Source organism: Shewanella sp. MF05956 (assembly GCF_059758055.1).
Genome location: NZ_JCAYNV010000005.1, coordinates 173349 through 199063, shown reverse-complemented (window position 1 = coordinate 199063; position 25715 = coordinate 173349). Strand labels below are relative to the sequence as shown.

At 42.3% G+C, this 25715-nt stretch carries 15 protein-coding genes; 6 read left to right on the top strand and 9 right to left on the bottom strand.

Annotated features, from left to right (window positions below):
- Window positions 1–134: 134 nt before the first annotated feature.
- Window positions 135–1691 carry a fumarate hydratase gene (locus tag AC19MX_RS07695; RefSeq protein ID WP_498297441.1) on the bottom strand — a complete coding sequence of 519 codons (1557 nt, stop codon included), beginning with the start codon at window positions 1689–1691 and terminating at the stop codon, window positions 135–137.
- Between the two features lie 198 nt (window positions 1692–1889).
- Between AC19MX_RS07695 and pabB the strand changes: the two genes are divergently transcribed.
- Window positions 1890–3326, top strand: a complete 1437-nt coding sequence (gene pabB / locus AC19MX_RS07690; protein ID WP_498297439.1) for an aminodeoxychorismate synthase component I — start codon at window positions 1890–1892, stop codon at window positions 3324–3326.
- A gap of 22 nt (window positions 3327–3348) precedes the next feature.
- Here pabB and AC19MX_RS07685 read toward each other — a convergent pair whose 3' ends face one another.
- On the bottom strand, window positions 3349–3975 hold the full coding sequence (locus AC19MX_RS07685) for an HD domain-containing protein (protein ID WP_498297437.1): 627 nt from the start codon (window positions 3973–3975) through the stop codon (window positions 3349–3351).
- A 289-nt stretch (window positions 3976–4264) separates the two neighbouring features.
- On the opposite strand from AC19MX_RS07685, the gene AC19MX_RS07680 reads away from it, so the two are divergent.
- From AC19MX_RS07680 to AC19MX_RS07670, 3 genes are all read left to right on the top strand, one after another.
- Window positions 4265–4942 (top strand): glutathione S-transferase family protein, encoded by a 678-nt coding sequence (locus tag AC19MX_RS07680; RefSeq protein ID WP_498297435.1) that lies wholly within the window; start codon window positions 4265–4267, stop codon window positions 4940–4942.
- Window positions 4943–5236: 294 nt separating this feature from the next.
- Window positions 5237–6958: a phospho-sugar mutase gene (locus AC19MX_RS07675; RefSeq protein ID WP_498297434.1), complete on the top strand. Its 1722-nt coding sequence runs from the start codon at window positions 5237–5239 to the stop codon at window positions 6956–6958.
- Window positions 6959–7196: 238 nt separating this feature from the next.
- A complete protein-coding gene (locus AC19MX_RS07670) occupies window positions 7197–9590 on the top strand; it encodes a TonB-dependent receptor plug domain-containing protein (protein WP_498297433.1) in 2394 nt (797 codons plus the stop codon).
- 178 nt (window positions 9591–9768) lie between these two features.
- On the opposite strand, the gene AC19MX_RS07665 is transcribed toward AC19MX_RS07670, so the two are convergent.
- The 6 genes from AC19MX_RS07665 to malQ all read right to left on the bottom strand — a co-directional run bounded on the left by AC19MX_RS07665 (window position 9769) and on the right by malQ (window position 22020).
- A complete protein-coding gene (locus tag AC19MX_RS07665) occupies window positions 9769–11481 on the bottom strand; it encodes a glycogen synthase (protein WP_498297432.1) in 1713 nt (570 codons plus the stop codon).
- 9 nt (window positions 11482–11490) lie between these two features.
- Window positions 11491–12753 (bottom strand): glucose-1-phosphate adenylyltransferase, encoded by a 1263-nt coding sequence (glgC, locus tag AC19MX_RS07660; RefSeq protein WP_432401954.1) that lies wholly within the window; start codon window positions 12751–12753, stop codon window positions 11491–11493.
- A gap of 93 nt (window positions 12754–12846) precedes the next feature.
- The gene (locus tag AC19MX_RS07655; protein ID WP_498297431.1) at window positions 12847–15363 is read right to left on the bottom strand and encodes a glycogen/starch/alpha-glucan phosphorylase; all 2517 of its coding nucleotides are present in this window, start codon (window positions 15361–15363) and stop codon (window positions 12847–12849) included.
- Window positions 15363–17462, bottom strand: a complete 2100-nt coding sequence (glgX, locus tag AC19MX_RS07650; protein WP_498297430.1) for a glycogen debranching protein GlgX — start codon at window positions 17460–17462, stop codon at window positions 15363–15365. Before glgX ends, AC19MX_RS07655 begins: the two co-directional genes overlap by 1 nt.
- A gap of 42 nt (window positions 17463–17504) precedes the next feature.
- Complete coding sequence (glgB, locus tag AC19MX_RS07645) at window positions 17505–19739, bottom strand: 1,4-alpha-glucan branching protein GlgB (RefSeq protein ID WP_498297428.1); 2235 nt, start codon at window positions 19737–19739, stop codon at window positions 17505–17507.
- Window positions 19740–19752: 13 nt separating this feature from the next.
- On the bottom strand, window positions 19753–22020 hold the full coding sequence (gene malQ / locus AC19MX_RS07640) for a 4-alpha-glucanotransferase (protein WP_498297427.1): 2268 nt from the start codon (window positions 22018–22020) through the stop codon (window positions 19753–19755).
- 794 nt (window positions 22021–22814) lie between these two features.
- Between malQ and AC19MX_RS07635 the strand changes: the two genes are divergently transcribed.
- Entirely contained in the window at window positions 22815–23390 is a 576-nt protein-coding gene (locus tag AC19MX_RS07635) for a CoA pyrophosphatase (protein WP_432401964.1), read from the top strand.
- Between the two features lie 328 nt (window positions 23391–23718).
- Here the strand turns inward: AC19MX_RS07635 and AC19MX_RS07630 are convergent, their stop codons facing one another.
- Window positions 23719–24054, bottom strand: a complete 336-nt coding sequence (locus tag AC19MX_RS07630) for a hypothetical protein (protein WP_432401966.1) — start codon at window positions 24052–24054, stop codon at window positions 23719–23721.
- Between the two features lie 260 nt (window positions 24055–24314).
- Here AC19MX_RS07630 and asnS point away from each other — a divergent pair, with 260 nt between their 5' ends.
- Window positions 24315–25715, top strand: a complete 1401-nt coding sequence (gene asnS, locus AC19MX_RS07625) for an asparagine--tRNA ligase (RefSeq protein ID WP_432401968.1) — start codon at window positions 24315–24317, stop codon at window positions 25713–25715.

Below are 25715 nucleotides of genomic sequence, written 5' to 3'. Positions count from 1 at the left end.
AATATGTATTGCAGACTAGCGAAAGCAAAACGCTCAAGCAACAGGCCTTTTGTAAAAAGCTGTAAACTTGAGCGTCTTATCACATGACATCTTGTTGTTTAACAAGCTTATCGATGCTTTCTAGCAGCTTGCGATTACTTAGCTTTGCTATTTGCAATATTGATTTTCCATATTGCAGGTCCTGTCTCGTGAGCGTTAACGCCATTAGAGTCTACAGCAACGGTAACCGGCATATCTTGAACGTCAAACTCGTAAATGGCTTCCATTCCCAAGTCTTCAAATGCAACAACACGGGCTTTTTTAATCGCTTTAGACACTAAATAAGCTGCGCCGCCCACTGCCATTAAATAAACTGCTTTGTGTTTTTTAATTGAAGCCACGGTTTCAGGGCCACGCTCAGATTTACCAATCATGCCCATTAGACCGGTTTTGTCTAACATCATGTCGGTGAATTTATCCATACGGGTTGCCGTTGTTGGGCCTGCAGGGCCAACAACTTCATCACGAACCGGATCAACTGGGCCAACGTAGTAAATAAACTTGCCGGTAAAATCAACTCCTGCAGGTAAACCTTCGCCAGAATCTAATAGCGATTGAATACGCTTATGCGCAGCATCGCGACCGGTTAGCATTTTACCGTTGAGTAATAAGGTATCACCGCTCTTCCAGGTTTCGATTTCAGCTTGAGTGATGTTATCTAGATTGACACGGTGAGTGTTCTCGCCCGCTTCGCGAGTGATTTCAGGCCAATCAGATAATGATGGTGGTGCTAAATCAACTGGGCCTGTACCGTCTAAATGAAAATGTACATGGCGGGTTGCCGCGCAATTTGGGATCATCACGACAGGCTTAGATGCTGCATGAGTTGGCGCTGATTTGATTTTAATGTCTAGCACTGTGGTTAAACCACCTAAACCTTGAGCGCCTATGCCTAAATTGTTAGCACGCTCAAAAATATCGAGACGTAACTTCTCTTCAGTTGTTTCTGCGCCGCGCGCCATTAACTCGTGAATATCAACCGGATCCATTAATGACTCTTTTGCCATTACCGCGGCTTTTTCAGCCGTGCCGCCAATACCTATACCGAGCATGCCTGGTGGACACCAACCTGCGCCCATAGTCGGTAAGGTTTTTTCAACCCAGGCAGCAATATCATCTGACGGATTTAACATTGCCATTTTAGATTTGTTTTCAGAACCGCCGCCTTTTGCTGCAATCATTACTTCAACTTGATTGCCGGCAACCATATCAATGTGTACCACTGACGGGGTGTTGTCTTTGGTGTTTTTACGTGTGCCAGCAGGATCGGCGACAATCGATGCACGCAATGGGTTATCTGGATTGGTGTAAGCGCGACGAACACCTTCATCGACCATTTCTTGTACTGTCATGTCTGTTTTATCCCACTGTACAGACATACCAATTTTAACAAATGTGGTCACAATACCGGTGTCTTGACACAGCGGACGCTTACCTTCTGCTGACATGCGCGAGTTAATTAAGATTTGTGCAATCGCATCTTTAGCTGCAGCACTTTGTTCACGCTTGTAAGCATTGAACATCGCATCAACAAAATCTTTTGGGTGATAGTAAGAAATGTATTGCAGTGAATCAGCGATACTCTCAATAAAGTCGGCCTGTTTAATTACAACAGGAGTATTGGAAATCGTTGTAGGGGTATTGCTCGACATATGGGGCGCTCCAGCAGCCATTGCGGCCTAACATTATTATCTTTATCAACAGAAACGTTTGGGTAACCATCTCGTTATTATTAACTGACTCAATCACGCGTCATTAAACGGCTACCAAACGAGGTTAACTATTTAGACCAATATGATACTCTTTCCATCCTTTTTGGGCTACATCACATTTTTAGATAAGGGTAATCGATGTTTGCGCGGGTAAAAAACGCACTCTATGGGCAAAAATTAGATTGGGAAATTGACACTAAACAACTGTTTGCATTATTTAGTGATAACCCCTGGGCCATATTACTCGACTCCGCCAATGCCGCGCACCCGGATGCGAAGTTTGACATTATTGCCTTTAATCCTATAGCGACCTTAACCAGCGATGAAGGCCAGTGCCAATTTACCCCGATCCATCACGATATTGGACAACTGAATATTACGCCTTATGCTGCGCAGTCACCCCTTGAAAACTTAGCCCACATTCACACTTTGCTTTATCCCACTCAACAAGCATGTGAACACCCATTTAGTGTTGGTGCTGTTGGCGCATGGGGTTATGATTTAGGCCGCACAATTGAAAAACTGCCCAAAATAGCCAACAAAGATATTCACCTGCAAGAGATGAATATCGGGTTTTACGATTTTTGCTTGATTTATTGCTATGACAAAAAGTGCTGGTTTTCTTACCATTACAATGGAAAGCTTGCGCTTGAAACTGAAGTGAATTTAATTCAATCAAAAATAAAAAATCAATGTAATCTAAAAAACCGGTCTCTCGTTGCCACACAAGATTTCACCTTAACCTCAGCTTGGCAAAACCAACTTACTGAGCAGCAATACCAACAAAAGTTTGCTCAGGTACATGAGTATTTACTCAGCGGGGATTGCTATCAAATCAATTTAACCCAGCGTTTTGAAGCACATTATCAAGGTGACGAATGGCAGGCTTATTGTGCATTGTCGCATGCTAACCAAGCGCCCTTTTCAGCATTTATGCGTTTACCCGAGCATTGTGTGTTATCGATATCGCCTGAGCGCTTTATACGGTTACAGCAAAAACATATTGAAACAAAGCCAATCAAAGGTACCTTGCCACGTAGTATTGACCCCGTTCAGGATAAACTTGCAGCCGACACCCTAAGCCATTCAGAAAAAGATCGCGCTGAAAATGTCATGATTGTGGATTTACTGCGTAACGATATAGGTAAAGTAGCAGCGCCTGGCAGTGTTAAGGTGCCGACATTATTCGCGATTGAAAGCTTTCCTGCGGTGCATCATTTAGTGAGCACAGTTACCGCCACACTGGCAGCCGATCATAATGCCTTTGATCTACTCCAGGCCGCCTTTCCTGGCGGTTCTATTACTGGCGCACCTAAAATACGCGCCATGCAAATTATTGAAGAGTTAGAACCATCAAGACGTAATCTTTATTGCGGCAGTATTGGTTACATCAGCCAGGACGGTAATATGGACACCAGTATTACCATTCGCACCTTAGTGACCGAGCAAAACCGTATTTATTGTTGGGCTGGTGGCGGTATTGTGGCGGATTCTGATGCGAAAGCGGAATATCAAGAAAGCTTTGATAAAGTCAGTAAAATCTTGCCCTTATTAGAGAGTCTTAATAAACAATAGTACGCTGATATTTGCTAGGTCGTTAAATCTCAGTATTTAATTGAGCCAAAAAGCTTTGCATATACTCAATTCTTTTGCTGGCTTCTATTTTTGCAGATTCGGTGTGCATGGTGTCAGCAAGCTTAAATAATTTTGTGTAAAAGTGGTCAATAGCAAAAAGACGATCATTAGCTTGTCTGTTTATACAAAATGGATCATCAGCATTATACAAGCTCACACCAAGGCTGGTGCTGACTTGAAGACATCTTGCAATACCTATGGCGCCTAATGCATCTAACCTGTCGGCATCTTGAACAATTTTAGCTTCGACACTTTGTGGCGCAACATTGGCGCTAAAGCTGTGCGCAACTATCGCATGGTGAATGGCAGGTAAAAATTGAGTTGGATAATTAATACCCTCTAAAAAAGCGTTGGCTTTATCTGCCGCATAACGTGAGCTTTGAGCACGGTCTCGATGATTTTTAGCAAACGAGAAGCAATCGTGTAAATAAGCTGCTGGTATGACTATCGCAGGGTCAGCGCCTTCAGTGACACATAATGCTTTAGCCGTGTTAACCACTCTAAACACATGATTAAGATCATGAGCTAAGTCTTGTTGCATCTCAGCGTTAATAAACACAATTAATTGATATTCATATTGCTCTTTCATGTTATTCCTCGCGTATCGCGTTAGCCAACCTAATGAGCCCAATCTGCATAGTCAATTTTTTGCAGCAAGGTATTTTAACCAATAAGTATTAGCCGGCAATAACTTAAATTGGTTCATCGAGTACCCATTTTTGAACCATATACCCGAGAAACGAAGGCGTTTATGTGCTTAATTTGCGCTGTGATATTCTGCAACAAGCATTAGCATCTTTGACCACTCGCTCAAATACTTCTTGAGCATTCACTCAAAACCTGTTTCAATATCAGCCTTAACTGAAAAAGGAGCTCACATGCTTAAGTTTTATTTCCACCCTGGCCCTAACCCAATGAAAGTTGCTCTATTCTTAGCTGAAACAGGTTTACCGTTTGAGCTTGTGCCTGTAGATACTCTTAAAGGTGAGCAACATACTGCTGAATTTAAAGCGATTAATCCCAATGCTAAAACGCCTGCGATTGATGATGATGGCGTAAGAGTTTTCGACTCTAACGCGATTTTGTTATACCTGGCTGATAAGTCTGGCCAGTTAACGGGCAAAGCAGAAGATCGCGGTGAGTTGTTGTCGTGGTTAATGTTTATTGCCACTGGCCTTGGTCCTTTTTCTGGTCAATCCGTTCATTTTAGACATCATGCTCCTGAAAAAATCGCCTATGCCACTAACCGTTATTTACGTGAAGCACAGCGCCATTACGAAGTATTAAACGATCATTTAGCGGGTCGTGAGTACCTAGTGGGTGACGAATACACCATTGCGGACGTTTCTGCATGGGGTTGGATTGATAAAGCGTCGGTTGTGCTTGGTGAGGAAGGTTTAGCACCATACCCTAATTTACAGCGCTGGTTTGATCACGTGAGTGCACGCCCTGCCATTGAAACGGCTCGTAATTTTGGAAAAGATGTCGCTTTTAAAGGCGAGTTTGATGATGAGGCAAAACGGGCTTTCTTCCCACAGAACTTTCCAAAAGCTTAAGTTTCACACCTAGATGTAAATTGAAGGTTTAAATTGCTTAGATTTAAATAAAGATCTTTAAATAAAGCGATTTAAACAGGCGCTTTCGTCAATAAACGCGTATTACTCAGTAATACGCGTTTTTTTATGTGACGGATCCCACCTTCACGGTCGTATATAAATGGCATTAATAGGTTATTAATATGTATTGATTTGGTTATTTACCCAGTCAATATCGTAATTTTACTTGTTCTTATGCCGTTATTTTTCTAATGTTAATGCAGCAATTGAAAATGATTATCAATGAGGTTGATCATGAATACCCACTTACAGCATCAAATTCATCACTGGTTACAACAAGACCCCGATCCTAGCACTCAAGCTCAATTACAAACATTACTCGACAATCAAGACGAAACAGCTTTAACCAACATGTTTTCAGGTCGTTTAGCCTTTGGCACCGCAGGACTTCGTGGTGAAGTGGGCCCAGGCCCCATGGGAATGAATCGCCTCGTTGTGAGACAAACAACGGCAGGTCTAGGTGCCTATTTATTGGCACAAATTAATGATGCTGCCAGTCGAGGTGTGATTATTGGTTATGACGGGCGTCATGATTCGTACGCATTTGCTCACGATGCTGCCAGTGTGCTGACCGCAATGGGCATAACCGTTCGGTTAACGACTCGGGTTGCCGCTACACCATTAGTGGCCTTTGGAGTAAAACACTTTAACGCTGCTGCAGGCATTGTGGTTACCGCAAGCCACAACCCACCACAATACAATGGATATAAGGTGTATTGGGAAAATGGTGCGCAAATTATTCCGCCACATGACTCAGGTATTGCCGCGCAAATTCAACATGCTGCCACCCAGAGCATCCCATTTATCTCGCTTGATGATGCCCAGAAACAAGCTAAGTTGATTTGGCTCGAAGATGATTTTTACCAAACCTACCGCGAAGGCATTCATACTGCGAGTGTATTGCAACAACATGCTAATACCCAACCGGTAAGCTTAGCGTACACCGCTATGCATGGTGTGGGCGCTGACATGGCTGAAGCCGTGTTGAAAGATGCAGGATTCACCCAAGTCTATTCTGTCGCGGCACAACGTGAACCTGACGGCGATTTCCCCACGGTGAACTTCCCTAATCCTGAAGAGAAAGGCGCGATGGATTTGGTGATAGCGGAAGCTAAAAAACATCAGGCCATGCTCGCGTGTGCCAACGATCCTGATGCCGACCGTTTTGCTGTGGCTGTTCGTACTGCTGAAAACGACTATAAAATGCTTACAGGTGATCAAGTCGGTGTGTTGTTTGGCGAGTATTTATTATCACACGCCCCAGCCCACCAACGTCTAGTGGGCACCACCATCGTGTCGTCAAGTTTGTTGTCTAAAGTTGCACAATCGATGCAAGCAACATGTTATACCACTCTCACCGGCTTTAAATGGTTGATGAATGTAGGAATAAACAAATGCGAGGCTGATAACCAATTCTTATTCGCTTATGAAGAAGCGCTGGGTTATACCGTGGGCAGCATGGTGTGGGATAAAGATGGCTTATCTGCATTAGTCGCGTTTGCACAGTTGTGCGCTGAATTGGCCACCAAAAATCAAACTGTGTGGGACAAGCTAGAGCAAATTTACCGTCTGCATGGTTTTCACCTTAATGCGCAAGTCAGTATTGCCCTAAAACCTGATACGCCAAACATTGGTGAGCATTTACGCCAACAACCACCCGCCAATATTGCCGGTTTTGCAGTAACGTCAAGCGATGATCTAAGACAGTCTTTACGCACATTTTCCGATGGTTCTACTGCGGTCATTGACTTACCTAAAAGTGATGTATTAATTTACTGCTTAGAAAATGGTGCCCGAGTTATTGTAAGACCCTCAGGCACTGAACCTAAAATTAAGTGTTATTACGAAGTGGTTGAAACCATGACAGCAACTGACACTTGGACCTCTGCGCAACAACGAGCTGAACAGACGATGGATAAGTTTATTAAAGCTCATCAAGCAAGTTTGCCTAGCTAATCAATTATCGTGAGCGACACCGGCTACACTGTTAAACACCTGTTAAATTTAACAGGTGTTTTTATTTGTGTTAAAAAGTAAATTAACAAACTGTTTGCATTAGTATATTTCACTATACCTGTGTGTCATTACATATGCCGTATTAAACTAACTCACCATATATTAAACAGATCTAATCTCCAGCAAAACTGGTCTATAATGTTATATAATTTCTATTAACGTTATCGCAGGATTGCTAATGTATAAAAGTCTCGTATCTTTGGCGGTCATCGCCAGTATTTCCGCCCCAGCCGCTATGGCTGAAGAGGAAGGTCTCAATCTAGAGCGCATTCAAGTGATTGGTTCACGTATTGCCCTGCGCACAGCCACTGATAGCCCAACACCTGTTGATATTATTACCTCAGAGCAACTTGAAGCGACCGGGATTACCGAAACCGCAAAAGCACTTCAGTTTGCCGCCCCTAGTTTCAGCGTACCATTTTCATCCATTACTGATGGTAGTGATGCGGTACGACCTGCAAGTTTACGAGGCATGTCACCTGACCACACTTTAGTGTTAGTAAACGGTAAACGTCGTCATGGTTCTGCCCTAGTGCACTTATCAGGTACTGTGGGTAAAGGCTCGTCAAACGTTGACTTAAATGCCATTCCGATGACTGCGATTAAACGCATTGAAATTCTGCGTGATGGTGCTTCTGCTTTATATGGTTCAGACGCCATTGCCGGTGTGATTAACGTTGTACTTAAAGACAGCAATGAAGGCGGCAGCATTTCTACCCAAATAGGCCAAACCTATGAAGGTGATGGTGAGCAAGTACGTGTAGGTGTTAACCAGGGCTTTAGCTTTAGCGATGATGGCTTTGTGAATGTGTCTTTAGAAGCGCATCAAAAAAATGCCACTAACCGTGCAGGTCTTGATAGCCGTCAACAATACCCAGAATTGGCTGATGGTAGCTTAGATCCTCGTGAAGACACAATTAATCGTAAAAACCACCACGTTGGTGACAGCGATTATGATAACTACGGCTTATTTGTGAATGCTGAACAAGCCATCACAGACACCAGTAAAGTGTATGCATTTGGCGGGATTAGCAAACGTACCTCAACTTCTGGAGCGTTTTATCGCCGCGCGTTAGATTTGCGTAACATCATTGAAGTCTATCCAGATGGTTATTTACCACAAATTAGCCCTGAAATCCTCGATTATTCATTTGTAATGGGTTATGACGCTGAATTAGGTGATTGGAACATTGATGCCTCTGCCGGTTACGGTAGCAACAGCTTTGAATATAATGTTGAAAACACCATTAACGCCTCTTTAGGTCCAACGAGTCCAACCGATTTTTATGCTGGCACCCTGTCTAATAGTGAGTTAAACCTCAATCTTGATGCGTCTACCTATTATGATTTTTATAATGATTCAGAAATCGTGGTCGCCACAGGTGTCACATTCCGCGAAAGTGGCTATGAAATTGAAGCCGGCCAAGTAGAATCATACATTAAAGGTGATTACGAAGGTAAAGCGGGTGGAAGCCAGGGCTTTGGTGGTTTTACTAAAGAATCTGAAGTGGATGAAGACCGTACCAATACCGGTATATACTTCGAACTTGAAAACCAGTTAACCAATGAATTTTATTGGGCTGCTGCAGTGCGTTATGAAGACTATTCAGATTTTGGCAGTAACACCAGCTGGAAGTTGTCGGGTCGTTACGATATTACTGACAATGTAGCATTACGTTTAACCACTGATACGGGTTTCCGTGCACCAAGTGTGCAGCAGCTTTACTTTACCAACGTATCGACCTTCTTTGACCCTGACCCGGTAACCGGTGAGTTTGTACCACGCGAATCAGGTACCTTTAACCAGTTATCGCCAATCAAAGATGCATTAGATATTCCCGATCTTAAAGCTGAGATCTCGCATTCAGTCAGTGCAGGTTTAGTGTATAACGGCGACAATGGCTTTACGGCGACTTTAGATGCGTATCAAATTAATGTTGATGACCGTATTATTTTATCGGGTTCGGTAGACCAAGAAAGTTCACCTGTGATTGCTGAAGCCTTAGCCGGTAGCAATGCCGACTCAGCGCGTTTCTTTATAAATGCAGTTGATACTGAAACTCAAGGGGTTGATTTGGTTATGACCCAGGAGTTTGACCTTGGCCAATTTGGTGATGTGAGCGCCAATCTTGCTTATTCATACAAAAAAACCAAAATTGAATCAATTAACTTACCGTCTATTCTTGATGGATTAGAAGATGATCTATTTGATCGTATTGAAGTTATCCGTATGACTGAAGCAACACCTAAAAACACCGGTAATATTGGTTTTACTCATCGTTATGATGACTTCACCACTAACTTACGTTTTAGCTATTTCGGTAAATACACCGTAGGCTATTCGTCAAGTGAAGTAGAATATGACGCAAAATGGGTGACAGACATCAGCACGCGTTACCAAGCAACTGATTCATTAGCGGTAACACTCGGTGTACAAAACTTGTTTGATACCTACCCAGAGAAACGTCCTGAAGACAATAACTTCAATGGTATTTTTGTTTACCCATTAACCAATACTCCATTTGGTTTTAACGGTGGCTACTATTACTTAGATCTACGCTACACCTACTAAATAATCGTTATTAGTAAGCATTAATCAGCCGATAACTCACGCTGAAAACAAAAAAGCCAATCATGTTTGATTGGCTTTTTATTACCTCAAGCTGAACAGAGAACGATGGGGTAATAACATTAACTTACGTTGTCTTGCTAGCGGAGTAATGCTTACTGACCGTGTTTACTCACTAAGTTTAATGATCATTAGCATTAGTGTCATAAAGATTTTCAAGATACTGCTTCGCGACATCGTTCCAGCTAAACCGCTGTTTGGCAGCATTGTGCTTCACCTGTTGCCAAGTATCACTGCCATATAACTCAAGCACTTGATTAACTCGCTCAACCAGAGCTTCCGCTTGCGCTGCTAGCGTTTCACCATTAAACACCCAACCACTGACATTATCTATAATCGTGTCATTCAGTCCGCCCACGCCATGAACCAAACAAGGCTGCCCTTCCCGCATTGCGAGCATTTGACTTATTCCGCATGGCTCAAATGAACTTGGCATTAGAAATAAACTGCCCGATTGATAAAGCTGCTCAGACAATGCTTCATCATAACCGTTTAAAAACAGAAAGTTATCATAACGCGCCGCGGTAGCTTGCAGTACCTTAGCAATATGCAGATCACCACTACCAAGCAACATAAATACCCCACTCGGTTGATGTCGCTGAAGCGATTCGACTATCGCATCTAGCACTGTTTTTGTGGTGGTTCGACCTTCAGCATCAATAAATGGTTGTAATAAAATCAACATTTTTTGTTCTGTTAAACGTCCAACAAAAGTCAACAGAAAACGGTCTGTATCGGGAACAACCTGACTGTTTTTTAGCAACTGGGTGTTGGCCATTAGTGCATGTTTATATTGGTTAATGCGAGTAAGTGCAATGGAATCTATCACATTGACATTAGCAACCTTAGCTTGCCATTTAATAAGGGTGTTTTCAGCTTTAAGTAACAACGCCGCATAATCATGATGAGGTTCATCGGTGTTATTACCCTCATCATAAACACAACCATTAATGATCCCGACTAACTTGCCTTGCTGACATTTAGCAATTAAGTCGTTCTCTAAACCTTCTCCACCAAAAAAACCTTTAATATAGTCAGATGGTATGAGCACTTCTCGAGCATAGGTCGGTGACACCAAATGCACTTTGTCACTCAGTACAATCCCCATTCGCATTGGATTGATGCAATTGTCATAACGAGGATCAAACAAGCTGTTATCCGCAATTGGGTTTAATTTACCCATATATTGCGGAAACCAATGGCCGAATGAAGAATCATCTCCGGTAAAGGGGCGGATCCCTTGTAATGCCAAGTTGTGAATCGTAAATACACAAGGTAAAGCCTTTAAGACTGCAAATTCATCAACACAACTGCGAAGCATTGCCACCATGGCAGTGTGCCAGTCGTGAAGGTGTAACACATCCACTCGCGGTAATACTCCTTGCACTAAACTAGTAGCCGCGCAGAGTGAAAACAAAGCAAACTTGGTCGCATCTTCGGCAAACGGTCTGTCGGCGGAACCGTTACAATAGATTTTACCGTGATGGTTAAATAACGGATGATCAAATAAATAGATTTGCGCGATTGAATCGTCAGCATCATTTTGCCTGGCCGCTGCGATGTCATCTTTGTTTTGCGGTCTAGGCATCCGATACACCGCTACAGAGTGGTGTTCACCCGCAAAGCACACCTCAATATCAACCATATGCATAGCATGATATCGCTGGGCTAAAAAACCATAATTTGGCATAGCAACATCGGCTATCACTTCGCACATGGCTAATGCTGGGGGCAAATCGCGGATAACATCCGCCATGCCACCCACTTTAGCGCCGTGAAGTGCATCGTTTTCTGCTGCCACCAGCAGTACTCGTTTTACACTACCTTGAGTCATTTCCAGTCCTTATTCGTAGCCAACAGGTAAACCCAACATTTTCCGTGTTACTAAAGTAACGCCTTTTTCGGATACCCTAAAACCCTTAGCCCTATCGTGATCATGATTATAACCAATCACCATTCCTTCTGGGATGATGCAACCCCGATCTAAAATGGCATTTTGGATTTTACAATTCTTCAATACCACCACATCGGGTAATAAAACCGAGTCTTTTACAAATGAATAAGAACATACCCTCACTTCATCAAACAACACACAACGTTTAACTTTAGCACCTGAAATAATACAGCCTCCAGAAACGATAGAGTCCACAGCCATACCGCGCCTATCATCATCATCAAACACAAATTTAGCGGGTGGTAACTGCTCTTGATAGGTCCAAATTGGCCACTTGGCATCATAAAGGTTGAGTGGCGGTGTGGGTAATAACAGCTCCATGTTTGCTTGAAAAAACGAATCTAATGTCCCAACATCACGCCAATATGAAGGTTGTCCAGCAACCGCACTGGAAAATGGAAATGCAAACACTTTGTGATTTTCAATAATGGCTGGAATGATGTCTTTGCCAAAGTCACGATCTGATTTTTCGTTGTTGGCATCTTTTTTTAACTGTTCAAATAAAAACTTAGTGTTGAATACATAGTTGCCCATCGAAGCTAAACACATTGTAGGATCACTTGGAACCGGTTTGGGCTCAGCGGGTTTTTCTTCAAAGCCAATCACCCGATGATCGCTATCAACTTCCATCACCCCAAACGCTCCAGCGGCTTCGTCAATAGGTGTTTCTAAACAACACACAGTCATCTCAGCACCTGATTCTGCATGGGCAGCTAGCAAGCCTGCATAGTCCATACGATATATATGGTCACCAGATAGGATCATCACATATTTCGGAATTTCCTGTCTAATAATATCAATATTTTGGAATACCGCATCTGCAGTACCTTGATACCAGTTACCTGATGTTTGTTGAGAAGCCGGTAATATTTCAACCGACTCCCCTAGCTCTTTTTTAAAATGTCCCCAGCCACGAGTAACATGACGAATTAATGAATGCGACTTATATTGTGTCACCACCCCTACTCGGCGTATTCCAGAGTTAATACAGTTTGATAATGGAAAATCAATAATGCGATATTTACCTCCAAAATAGAGTGCGGGCTTAGCGCGCCAATCGGTTAATTCGTACAAGCGAGAACCACGTCCCCCCGCTAAAATCAACGCATAGGTATCACGGGTTAAATTACTAATATAACGAATATTACTCATAAGCAGACTCCATTTTGCTATTTTAAATAGCCATTAATAAATAAACATTGATACATGATTTAACTTATTTGTGGCATCAAATCACTTACCTGTTTACTTTTTCATCCAAATTTCGTCGCGGTAGCTCGCTATGGTGTTGTCGCTTGAAAAACGCCCGCTTGCGGCGGTATTTTTAATACTCATTTGTTGCCAGCTATCTTGATCAAGATAGGTTTTTGCCACCAGCGCTTGTGCTTGGCAATAACTGTCAAAATCAGCGGCCGTCATCCATTGATCATTAGGATCGATAATCGAGGCAATAATGCTGTCGAAAATCCCCGGTTCGACCAAATTAAAATGACCACTTTCTAACATATTCATCACCCCTTGGAGGGCTGGCGAATGATCAATAATGTGTTGAGGCTGGTAATCCATACGAGTTTGCGTTACTTGACTAGCATTTAAGCCAAATAAGAAGAAGTTTTCATGGCCAACCTCTTCAAGCATTTCTATATTGGCGCCATCTAATGTGCCAATGGTCAAGGCACCATTCATCATGAATTTCATGTTGCCTGTACCTGAAGCTTCTTTACCCGCTGTTGATATTTGCTCAGATAAATCAGTGCCCGGACAAATTTTCTCCATCGCACTGACGTTGTAATTAGGTATAAATGCCATGCGTAAATATGGCGTAACAAGAGGATCAGAATTGATCATATGGGCTACATTATTGGCCAGCTTAATAATTTGTTTTGCCATGGCATATCCAGGAGCAGCCTTGCCACCAATTAACACACAACGTGGCACCATATCCTGAGTGTCTCCGTTAAGTATGCGGCGATATAAATGGATAACATGAAGAATATTCATCAATTGGCGTTTGTATTCGTGGATACGCTTAACTTGCACATCAAACATCATCTTTGGATCAAACTCGACGCCACACTGCTGTTTCACAAATTTGGTTAATGATTGTTTATTCTCAAATTTTACCAAGGCCCATTCTTTAACAAATGCTTTGTCACTGATACAGTCATTTAGTCCCTTAAGCCGTGACAAATCCTTAATCCAATCGTTGCCTAAACGACTGCAAATCAACGAAGATAATTTTGGGTTACAAAACGCTAGCCAACGTCTAGGGGTAACACCGTTAGTTTTGTTGTTAAATTTGTGAGGCCATAATTGATAGAAGTTATTAAATAACCCCTCTTTGAGTAACTGAGTATGTAACCCTGCCACACCATTAACAGAGAAACTGGCAACGATGGCTAAGTAGGCCATACGAACTTGCTGCTCTCCGCCCTCTTCAATAATTGACATCTCAGTTAGCTTTTGAATGTCACCAGGCCAATGATGTGCCACCAACTCTAAATACCGTGCATTAATCTCAAATATGATTTCGACAATACGAGGAAGCATATTTTTCATCATAGGAACCGACCAACGCTCTAATGCCTCTGGCAATAAAGTATGATTGGTATATGCCATCGACTGACTTGTAATTGCCCACGCTGCGTCCCAACTTAAGCCATATTGATCAAGCAACAATCGCATCAATTCAGGCACCGCAATACTAGGATGAGTATCATTAAGCTGCATTACGTTAAGCTCACTGAAGTGGCTAAAATCTTCACCAAACTTGTTCACATAACGGATTAATAGGTCCTGTAAACTAGCTGAAGATAAAAAATATTGTTGCTTCAGCCTTAATTCTTTACCATTAACACTAGCGTCATTGGGATACAACACCATGGTAATTTGTTCAGCCAAGTTTTTAGTCGCTACCGCTTCTGCATAATCACCTTCGTTAAACTCTGTTAAATCGAAATCATCATTGGCTTCCGCTTTCCACAAACGTAAAGTGTTAATACGATTATTTTTATAACCAGGAATAGGCATATCATATGGAATAGCTAATACTTTTTGAGTGTTAACCAAAACATGATGCCGATGTCCCTGCTTAAAAGAATGGGTTTCGGTATGACCATAAAAAGGGACAGAAACAATATGATTAGAAATTCGCACTTCCCAAGGATTACCATTTCGTAACCAACGATCGGGTCGCTCTACCTGATAGCCATCTATTATTTTTTGTACAAACATGCCGTATTGATATCGGATACCATAACCTGTAACGGGTAAATCCAAACTAGCACAACTGTCGAGAAAACAAGCGGCTAAGCGTCCAAGTCCACCATTGCCTAACCCTGCATCATGCTCAACTTGTTCTATATGTTCTAAGTTAGTAGCGTACTCTGTGAGTACTTGTTGAGCATCCTCGGTAATGTCTAAACTTAATAATGCATTGCCTAATGCTCGGCCCATCAAAAACTCTAATGACAAATAGGCCACTTGTTTTTGTTGATATTGATTATCCTTGAGCCGTGTTTGTCGCCAGTCATCAAGCATTTGTTCCTTAACGCTTTGTGCTAAGGCATTAAACAATTCATGTTTATCATGGTCGTCTCTGCATAATTCGTAGCGCATATGCCTTGCTAATAAGGCCTTTAAGCTATCGCAAGGTTCTTCGTGAGAACAATTTTGTTCGTCTATTAATATCTCGGCAGTGACTTCAACTTTACTATTGGTTTTACTGATATTGGCACTGGCGTTATCTTTCGCTGTGGTCATCAATTGCTCCTTGTAAACTCGGTATGAAATAACATTAAACTACGACTCATTAAACTGACTTGCTGATCCTCATTCACTGAAGGCTCACTTTCTTGGGTATGTAATAAACAATGCCAATATCGAAGATGGGGTAATTGTGGCAGAGTAAAGGTATGCGCTAATTCATCTGTATTAATCATCAATAACAATGCTTCTGTACTCTCAGCGGCAGCACCAATATCAGCATGAGCTAAATTCCCCGTTAAAATGACACTCAAGGTCCGGATTTGATACTCACCCCAATGGCATTTGTTCATCACCTCACCCTGGCGGTTAAACCAGGCTAAACCATTATCAAAAAGGGCTTCTGGCTTATGAATAAACGCTTGATGGCATAACATTGGAAAGCGTTTACGTAAGCTGATTAATTGCGCCGTAAAGTTCACTAATGGCCAATCGATATTGTCCCAGTTAAACCACCCTATGGGATTGTCCTGACAATAGGCATTGTTATTACCTTGTTGAGTTTGGCTCGATTCATCGCCTGCCAACAACATCGGCACCCCCTGAGACAACAACAAACAGGTTAATAAGTTACGTTTTTGTCGACTGCGGATGGCATTAATGGCGTCATCGTCGCACTCACCTTCGATGCCATAATTACTACTGCAGTTTTCTTGATGTCCATCGCGGTTATCTTCACCGTTGGCCAAGTTATGACGATCGCCATAACTGACTAAATCATGCAAACTGAAACCATCATGGCTGGTGATAAAATTGATGCTCGCGGCAGGGCCTCGACCGTTATGTTCGAAAAAATCGCTTGAACCGTGGAACCGCTTGGCAAACTCAGGCGATAAACCACTGTCGCCACGCCAGAATTTGCGCATGGCATCTCTATAACGGTCATTCCACTCACTGAATGCCACTGGGTAATTGCCTAACTGATACCCCCCTGGGCCAATGTCCCAAGGCTCAGCAATCAATTTGACTTTGCACAACACAGGATCTTGAGTGATGGCATCAAAAAAGCCACTTCCACGATCAAATCCATAGGCTTCTCGTCCAAGGCAACTGGCTAAATCAAATCTAAATCCATCAACGCCCATCACTTCTACCCAGTAGCGCAGCGAATCCATGACCAGCATCAGTACTTGAGGATGATTAAGGTTGAAGGTATTACCGCAGCCAGTATCGTTAATGTTGAAACGTTTTTCATTGGGTAATAACCGATAGTAGCTAGCATTATCGATACCACGAAAACTGAAAGTGGGTCCCAAATGGTTTCCTTCGGCGGTATGGTTAAAAACCACATCGAGGATCACTTCAATCCCAGCAAGATGAAGTGTAGAAACCATTCGTCTGAATTCGCCAATATCTCCCTCATCCGATAAATAAGCAGAATGTGGAGCCATAAAAGCAATGCTGTTGTATCCCCAGTAATTAGTCAGGCCTTTTTGCACCAAAAAGGGTTCATCAAAAAAGCCATGCACGGGTAACAACTCTATGCAGGTAATCCCTAAGTTCTGTAAATAGTCAATTATCGGTTGGCTAGCTAACCCAGCAAACGTCCCTTGTTGGGACAATTGAATATTGGGGTGCTGTTGAGTAAAACCCTTTACATGAGTCTCGAATATGATGCTTCTAGCGAGACTAATATTAAGGGGTGCTATTGGAATATCGTTTACAAATCGACTGTCTAACACCATACATTTGGGCATATATGGTGCGCTATCTTGAGTATCAAATGATAAATCTTCATTTAAGGCATCAATGTCATAACCATAAATCGCAGGGTGGTATGTCACTTCCCCCACTAATCTTTTGGCGTAAGGATCGAGCAGAAATTTATGATGATTAAAACGGTGCCCGAGTTCAGGCTGGTAAGGCCCAAAAACTCGATAGCCATAAAGCAGTCCCGCTTTAGCACCCGATAAGTGGCAATGCCAAATCTGTCGTGTTTGATGCTGCATAATATATTGCGCTATTTCAACACTGCCTGTGGAGTCAAAAATACACAGCACTACTTTTGTTGCATGCGCCGAAAATAACGAAAAGTTCACCCCATTATCATCGAGTGTTGCCCCAAGTGGATAAGGATAACCGCTGGTCATATCCATAACATACCCTTGTAAAGTTGAAACCATTATTTCGTCACCCACTTATTGCGTAGGCTGATCTTGTTCGTCTAGTTCTGGAACCCAAATACTGCAACCCAACGGTGGTACTGTGATAACAATACTGTGTAACATGCCTTGCCATGGAGTAGCCTGAGCTTCACAGGGATTATCATTGACGACATCACCGCCACCATAGTGGCGATGGTCACTGTTGAGCAACTCGCGATAGTTTTGCGCCGTGGGTACACCCACTCTGAAGTCGTAATAAACCTGTGGAGACATGTTGACCACAATCACGACATGTTGTTGCTTGTCCATGCCAAAACGACAAAACACCAAAATGTTATTGTCAGCATTGTTGCAGTCGAGCCATTGGAAACCATCGCTATGGTGATCGCGTTGATATAATGCAGGATATTGTTGATAGCATTGATTGAGATCGCGCACCCAATCTTGCACACCTTGATGTGTTGCATAGGTTAATAAATGCCAATCTAGGCTCTGGTTATGGTTCCATTCGTTGCGCTGGGCAAATTCGTTACCCATAAACAATAATTTTTTGCCCGGATGAGTCCACATAAAGCCATAATAAGCGCGTAATGTGGCGAACTTCTGCCAGTCATCACCCGGAATTTTATGCAGTAACGACCCCTTACCGTGAACCACTTCATCGTGACTGAGTGACAAAATAAATTGTTCGGTGAAGGCATACACTAAGCTAAAGGTAAGCTCACCATGATGATAACGTCGGTAAAGAGGGTCACAACTGATGTAACGTAAAGTGTCATTCATCCACCCCATGTTCCATTTAAAGCCAAAACCTAGGCCATTATTGCTGGTGGCTTGCGTCACACCTGGCCATGCGGTTGACTCTTCAGCAATCATGTTAATGCCTGGGAAGCATTGGTACATGCGCGCATTTAACTCTTGTAGAAAGCTGATAGCTTCAAGGTTTTCACGCCCGCCGAATTTATTTGGGATCCATTGATCTGCTCTTCTGCTGTAATCGAGGTAGAGCATAGACGACACAGCATCAAGCCTTAAACCATCAAAATGAAATTCATCTAACCAGTAATGGGCATTACTGTATAAAAAACTACGAACTTCTGCGCGACCATAATTATAAATTAGTGTGTCCCAGTCCGGTTGTTCGCCTTTGCGGGGGTCAGCATGTTCGTATAAGCAACTACCGTCAAACCTTACCAATCCATGAGGATCGCGAGGAAAATGTGCTGGCACCCAATCGAGCAACACCGCAATACCTTGCTGATGGCATTCATCAATAAAAGCTTTAAGGCCATTGGCATCACCAAAGCGATAAGTCGGGGCAAATAACCCTACAGGTTGATAACCCCAAGATCCATCGAACGGATATTCGCTGATTGGCATTAACTGTAAATGAGTAAAACCCATCTCTTTTATATAAGGTGCTAACTCGGCAATTAACTGCGAGTAATCAGTATATTCCTGGCCGTCATCCCCATTGCGACGCCACGAGGCTAATTGCACCTCATAGATAGACATAGGTTGTACGTGTGGCTGATGACTTGCCCGCTCTGCTAACCATTGACTATCTTGCCAGTCATAACGTTCGACATGAGGGATTTTCGACGCATTATGAGGTGATGGTTGCATGGCGACCGCGTAAGGATCAGACTTAATAACGCGATTGCCATGCATATCGCTAATGGCATATTTATAGTGTTGATCGGGTTCAACCTCAGCAATGAAAATATCCCACAGCCCACTAGCAGGATGGTGACGCAATATATGACGCTTGTTGTCCCATAAATTAAAATCCCCCATCACCGCAACTTGCTTAGCATTAGGCGCCCACACACAAAAATGAACCCCTTTCAGACCCTGATGTTCACGCCAATTAGCACCCTGAAAATGGTATGTTTGCAACTGGCTGCCTTCGCCAAATAAATACACGTCATCAGGGTTGAGTAAGCTGTCAAATTGATATGGGTCGTTAATGAGCTGCTCACATAAGGGATATTGCACCCGCAATAAATAAGCAAAAGGCTTCACTCTTCGGCCCATTTTACCGGCAAATAGACCTTGCTCGTTCACTTGCTCAAGTGTTGCCACTTTACGTCCATCTTTAGCGCTCAATACATCAACACTGATCGCACCAGGTATTAAGCAACGGACAACCAGTGTTTTACCATCATTAGCACTGTGCATGCCAAGCAGTGAAAACACATCTGTGTACTCACCATTTAATAAGGCTATTTCACTACCTTGTTGAAAATACGGGGTCGCTACAGTCATATTCAATGATCCATTAATAGGCACGTTTATCGGATGACGATGTGTTTTCTGCATTGGTGTTTACTGTTGTGTTTACGGTACTTGTGTTAACTGGATTGGCTTGAGTTTGGGACTTTCGGGCTGATGCTATCGCTTCAAGACGTTGCTGTACTTTAGGGCTTTGGGACATTTGTTTGATTGAAAGGGGTAATCGCCGCTGCCAATTAGGGAATGCTTTCCAGGTGCCGGGAATATTTACTCCGTGTTTATCGGCGACTAAATCACTTAATTGCACACTAAACAGTTGTGCATTGCCTTTTGCGGCAACTCGGATCCAGGCCAATAACACACTGTCAAAATCTAATTGTTCAACCGATGTAGTAGAGGTTGGTAGCTCAAATTCCTGTTCGCGGATAAGCAAATCAATTAATTGCTGTTTCTCTTGCTGACGCTGAGTGATGGCCTGCTGTAACTTGTCATCGGTTTCAATCAATTCGAGCTGACGTCGTAGACGTAAGTCCGCACCAAACCACCACGCAGAAAGCGTTGGTACATCATGATTGGCCAGCATCATTAGGCTTTGACGCTTATAGTTTTTTGGTGATTTAAAGTTATTGTGGTCTTTACAAAAATAAAATAATTCATTAGATAAAATGCCGGCTTCGTGCAAACACGCCACAATTTCCGGTGGTACTATGCCTAAATCCTCGCCAATCACAATGCAACGAGCGTGCTGGCTTTCTAAACAAATAATGGCTAACAAGGTTTCTAATTGATAATAGACATAACAGCCATTACCGAGTTCTTCATGTAGTGGCCACCACCACAAACGCAGTAATCCCATGACATGATCAATTCTCAATGCTCCGCAACTTTGCATATTACTGCGAACCAACTGGATAAAATGACCATAATCATGTTGTTTTAATTTAACCGGATCGAATGGGGTTAAGCCCCAATTTTGGCCATGTTCAGCAAAAGGATCTGGTGGTGCACCAATACTGGCGTTGTCACAAAACAAATCGGCATTGGCACTAATTTCGGCGCCATGACTCACCGCCCCGACAGCCAAATCACGAATAAGCCCAATACTCATTCCACACTGTTTAGCATTCAACTGGCAAGCTTGTAATTGTTCATTAGCGACAAATTGTAGATACAAATAAAAGCCAACATCTTGAGTGAAATATTTAGGTGCTAATTCCACCTCGATGGTAACAAACTGCATCAGCGCAGTTTCATCTTGTGCCAAAAACGCCTTATAGGCTCTGTACCTTGGTGTTTCTAACTTGACGTGATGAGAACAAAATATTTGATACAACTTATCGAAAGCGGCATATTTCAGGCTATGCACTTCATCGTAATTAATAAGGTGTGCTTGATTCAGCACTAACCTTTTTTGCTGCCATTTTTGTGATAAAAGTTCCCCATTGAGGGCGTTATACTCATCAACGGCTTCAATTTGTATGTATAAAGGGTTTAATCGACGGCGGTCTGTCGGGCTGTATGGACTGGGGTTATCTGGCTGGCTGATGTCTACAGCATGTAGTGGATTGAGAAGAATAAAATCTGCACCAGCATGGGCAGCGTACTCTATAAGTTCAGCTAAATTGCCAAAATCACCAATCCCCCATTGCGCCTCATTACGTAAAGCATACAGTTGCGCATTAAGTCCCCATGTTTCTTTATTGTTGTTAAATGGCTGCGCTGAACGACCTTGATAAGCCGTAGACGGCGCAACCATCAATTGTCCCTGTAAGGTGTTTTTACGCTGAGGATCATGATTAAACACTAAATCAACTTGGTGATAACCTAAATGCAATGCCGCGTTATCAAGCATTAAGCGATATTGGCAATAACGCTTGTCATTAATATGATATTCGCCAGCAATAACACAATCACTTACATTGGCACTCACCGAGAGTGTGTCAATATTTTCACCGCTAATGGTCACCACAAACCCAGATGCATAATTCTCTGGCAGATAAACATCGACATAAAGCTTTTCAATGGTACACCATTGAAAAGTATGTAACGGAAGCAACCAAGGCTGTACATCGAGTTGCTCTATTCGCGCGTCTATCTTTGGTGGTGATAATTGCTGCTGAGTAAAATCCTGTATATCAAATGATTGAGTGTCGGACTCATCATGAAGATGTTCACGTTGATGAAACGATGATTGCAATAACATCGTAGTTAAAATCCCCTGCCTGTCCCTAGCGGGTATGTGAACAAGATTACCGAAACAATCGATAAATTCTGCCCCTACACCTTGCAAATATAGCAACTTCTCTAGTCCCATATTTGTCTTCCTCGCGATAATTAACTGCATTCATTCCAGCAGTTACCATGCCAGTTCATCATAACAAATTGAAGACAGATTAATGGCAATAAAATGACAACGATTACTAAATATAAATCAGCAACTTACCAATCGATGTTGACGTTTAAATGTTTAAACACACAATCATTTTAGGACTATTAAATGCACGATAATCGGGCACGTGTCACAAAATGGCGCAATTAAGCAATCAATGTCACTATAATTATTATTACTCGGTTTATTGCGTAGACGGTTGATATTAAGTAGGAACGGTTAATCGTGCAGCAAACAAATTACCTAAACTATTGAGCATTCTGATAGGCTTGTTCAAATGTTATACAATGAGTTGCTGGGCGCGACTCATTGTTGGATGTTTAAACCCATTTTATTAATTATCTGGTATTAAGTGGAAATTCTGCGGTTTATAGATAAATAATAGGATTGTTAGGCATCGTTGTTTTTCGGCAACGGCTCCTGCGTTACTCTATCTCCTACATCTGACTGCTATAGATGGTGGAAATGTTTTAATTTTATGGCAAAAATAAGACCATGCAGTTGTACCTAATAAACATATTAAGCAGCATAGAAGGTGCAGAAAACCGCCCTTAAGAATCACATAGGCTTTCCATTTATTTGTTACATTGTTTTACAAAGAAACAACCATATTTTCAACAATGCGTCTCAAACTGAAATCTGAGTGACTCTGATCGAACATATAATTAATTGAATATGTATAACACTCAATAAACTATTAATTGGATTCAAACACATCAATGAATAAACACGAATTTCAAATACGCTACCGATTACATCAATTGAGTGGCGCGATTGCATCCGCACCAACATCGTATTTGGGACGCCAAGCGGCGGTGTTAATTCCGATTATTGAAATAGATCAGCAACTGCAAATTGTATTGACCCAACGGGCAATGCATTTACGTCATCATCCTGGGCAAATTAGCTTCCCAGGCGGTAAAGTTGAACCTACTGACTTAAATGCCATTGATACGGCATTGAGAGAGGCCCATGAAGAAATAGGCTTAAGCGCCGAAAACGTTGAGGTATTAGGCTTATTTCCTCCGCACAAAACATTTACGGGATTTGAGATAACGCCAGTGGTGGCTTTTGTAAAACAGCCCTTCGAGTTAATCATTGATCCGGGCGAAGTAGCAGACTGTTTTACGGTGCCATTAAGCTTTTTTATTGACAGAAATAATCGGCATGAGGTATTTCATTATCGACATGGAAAACGCTATCACGTTCATTTCATGCCGTTTGAAGACCGTTTTATTTGGGGAGTAACGGCAGCTATAATCGATTTATTATGCCGCCATGTCACGCAAGATTGATTTTGCTTATAATCTAAATCATGTAACGAATGTATAACCCAGCAGATTACGACACCTGCAGTAGCAATAGAAAAAGGATATTGACCCAAAAGCCATTCCTCGTGGTCGTTTGTCTGTAATAATCGATTTACTATACCGCCATGTCACGCAAGATTGATTTTGATTATCATTTAAATCATGTAGCGAATGTATAACCCAGCAAATAACGACACCAGCAGTGGCAATAGAAAAAGGATATTGACCCAAAAGCCAATTCTAGTGGTCGTTTGTCTGTAATAATCGATTTACTATACCGCCATGTCACGCAAGATTGATTTTTAATTATAATTTAAATCATGTAACGAATGTATAACCCAGCAGATAACGACACCAACAGTAGCAAAGGGATATTGACCCAAAAGCCAATTCTAGTGGTTGTTTTAGCATAAAAGTTAACCAGCAAGTTTAAAAAACTCACGCCCGCACAACACCAGATTAAATACTCTAACTTAACCGTCAAATCGGGTTCCCAATAAAGACGCACAGACACACCTTTACTCAAAAAATACCCCACGGCGCGATCTGGCCTCGCCTCACCATAAATAATTAACGCATAAATGGCTAAACTCCACCCTAAAATCGATAATACGGTCAACACAACTTGCAAAGTACCTAATCGAGACATGTCCTAATCCTTGGTTTACACAATATGCCAACCTCATACCTCTTCATTAATTTTCACACTGATAATTAATTAAGATAGGAGTGATGACGGTAATCGGCATTGGCTTAACTTGCTCTTTTGCCAAATATTTAACCGACTTAATCAAAAGTAACACAATAATCATTATAGAATAGCGTTTTAAGCTTGAGAAAAGCCACCAGCAAGGTAAGATAAACGCAAATTTATATTCATAATTCGATACGTTGGAGAATTAAGCAACAATGAGCATTACATCTGTCGCTTCTGTATTTAAAGGTGAACACGCAATCGGTTCGCAAGTCACTGTACGTGGCTGGGTAAGAACTCGCCGTGATTCTAAAGCTGGTATCTCTTTCTTGGCCGTTTACGACGGTTCATGTTTCGACCCTATACAAGGTGTCGTACCAAATAGCCTAGCCAATTACAATGACGATGTATTGAAATTGACTGCCGGCTGCGCTGTAGTCATGACCGGTGAAGTGGTGGCTTCTCCTGGTGCTGGCCAAGCATTTGAACTGCAAGTCTCTGGCGTTGAAGTCACCGGCTTTGTTGATGACCCAGATACCTACCCAATGGCCGCTAAACGTCACTCTATTGAGCATCTTCGTGAACTTGCACATTTACGTCCACGTACCAACATTATTGGTGCTGTAGCGCGAGTGCGTAACTGTTTGTCACAAGCTATTCACCGTTTTTACCATCAAGAAGGGTTTATTTGGGTATCGACCCCACTGATTACCGCTTCTGATTGTGAAGGCGCTGGTGAAATGTTCCGAGTATCGACTTTAGACATGGAAAACTTACCTCGCACAGATGCTGGTAAAGTGGATTATGACAAAGACTTTTTCGGTAAAGAAGCATTTTTAACTGTTTCTGGCCAGTTAAACGCAGAAACCTATGCTTGTGCTTTATCTAAAGTGTATACCTTTGGCCCAACTTTCCGCGCAGAAAACTCCAATACAACTCGTCACCTTGCAGAGTTTTGGATGGTTGAACCGGAAGTGGCTTTCGCTACATTAGATGATGCGGCTGAGCTGGCTGAAAAAATGCTTAAGTTTGCGTTTAATGCAGTGCTTGAAGAGCGTATGGATGATTTAAGCTTCTTCAACGAACGTGTTGATAAAACGGTTATTGAACGTTTACAAGCTTTTGTAAGCAGTGACTTTGCGCAAGTTGATTATACTGATGCAGTAGAGATCCTTAAAAACTGCGGCAAGACGTTCGAGTTCCCTGTTGAATGGGGCATTGATTTACAATCTGAACATGAGCGTTATTTAGCTGAAGAACACTTTAAAGCGCCGGTTGTAGTGAAAAACTACCCTAAAGACATTAAAGCGTTCTACATGCGTTTAAACGATGATGGCAAGACGGTTGCCGCCATGGACGTGTTAGCACCAGGCATTGGTGAGATCATTGGTGGTGCGCAACGTGAAGAGCGTTTAGATGTGCTTGATGCACGTTTAGCTGAAATGGATTTAAGCCAGGAAGATTACTGGTGGTACCGTGACTTACGCCGTTATGGCACAGTGCCTCACTCAGGCTTTGGTTTAGGCTTTGAACGTTTAGTGTCATATGTGACTGGTGTGAACAATATCCGTGATGTGATCCCTTTCCCACGTGCGCCACGTTCTGCAAACTTCTAA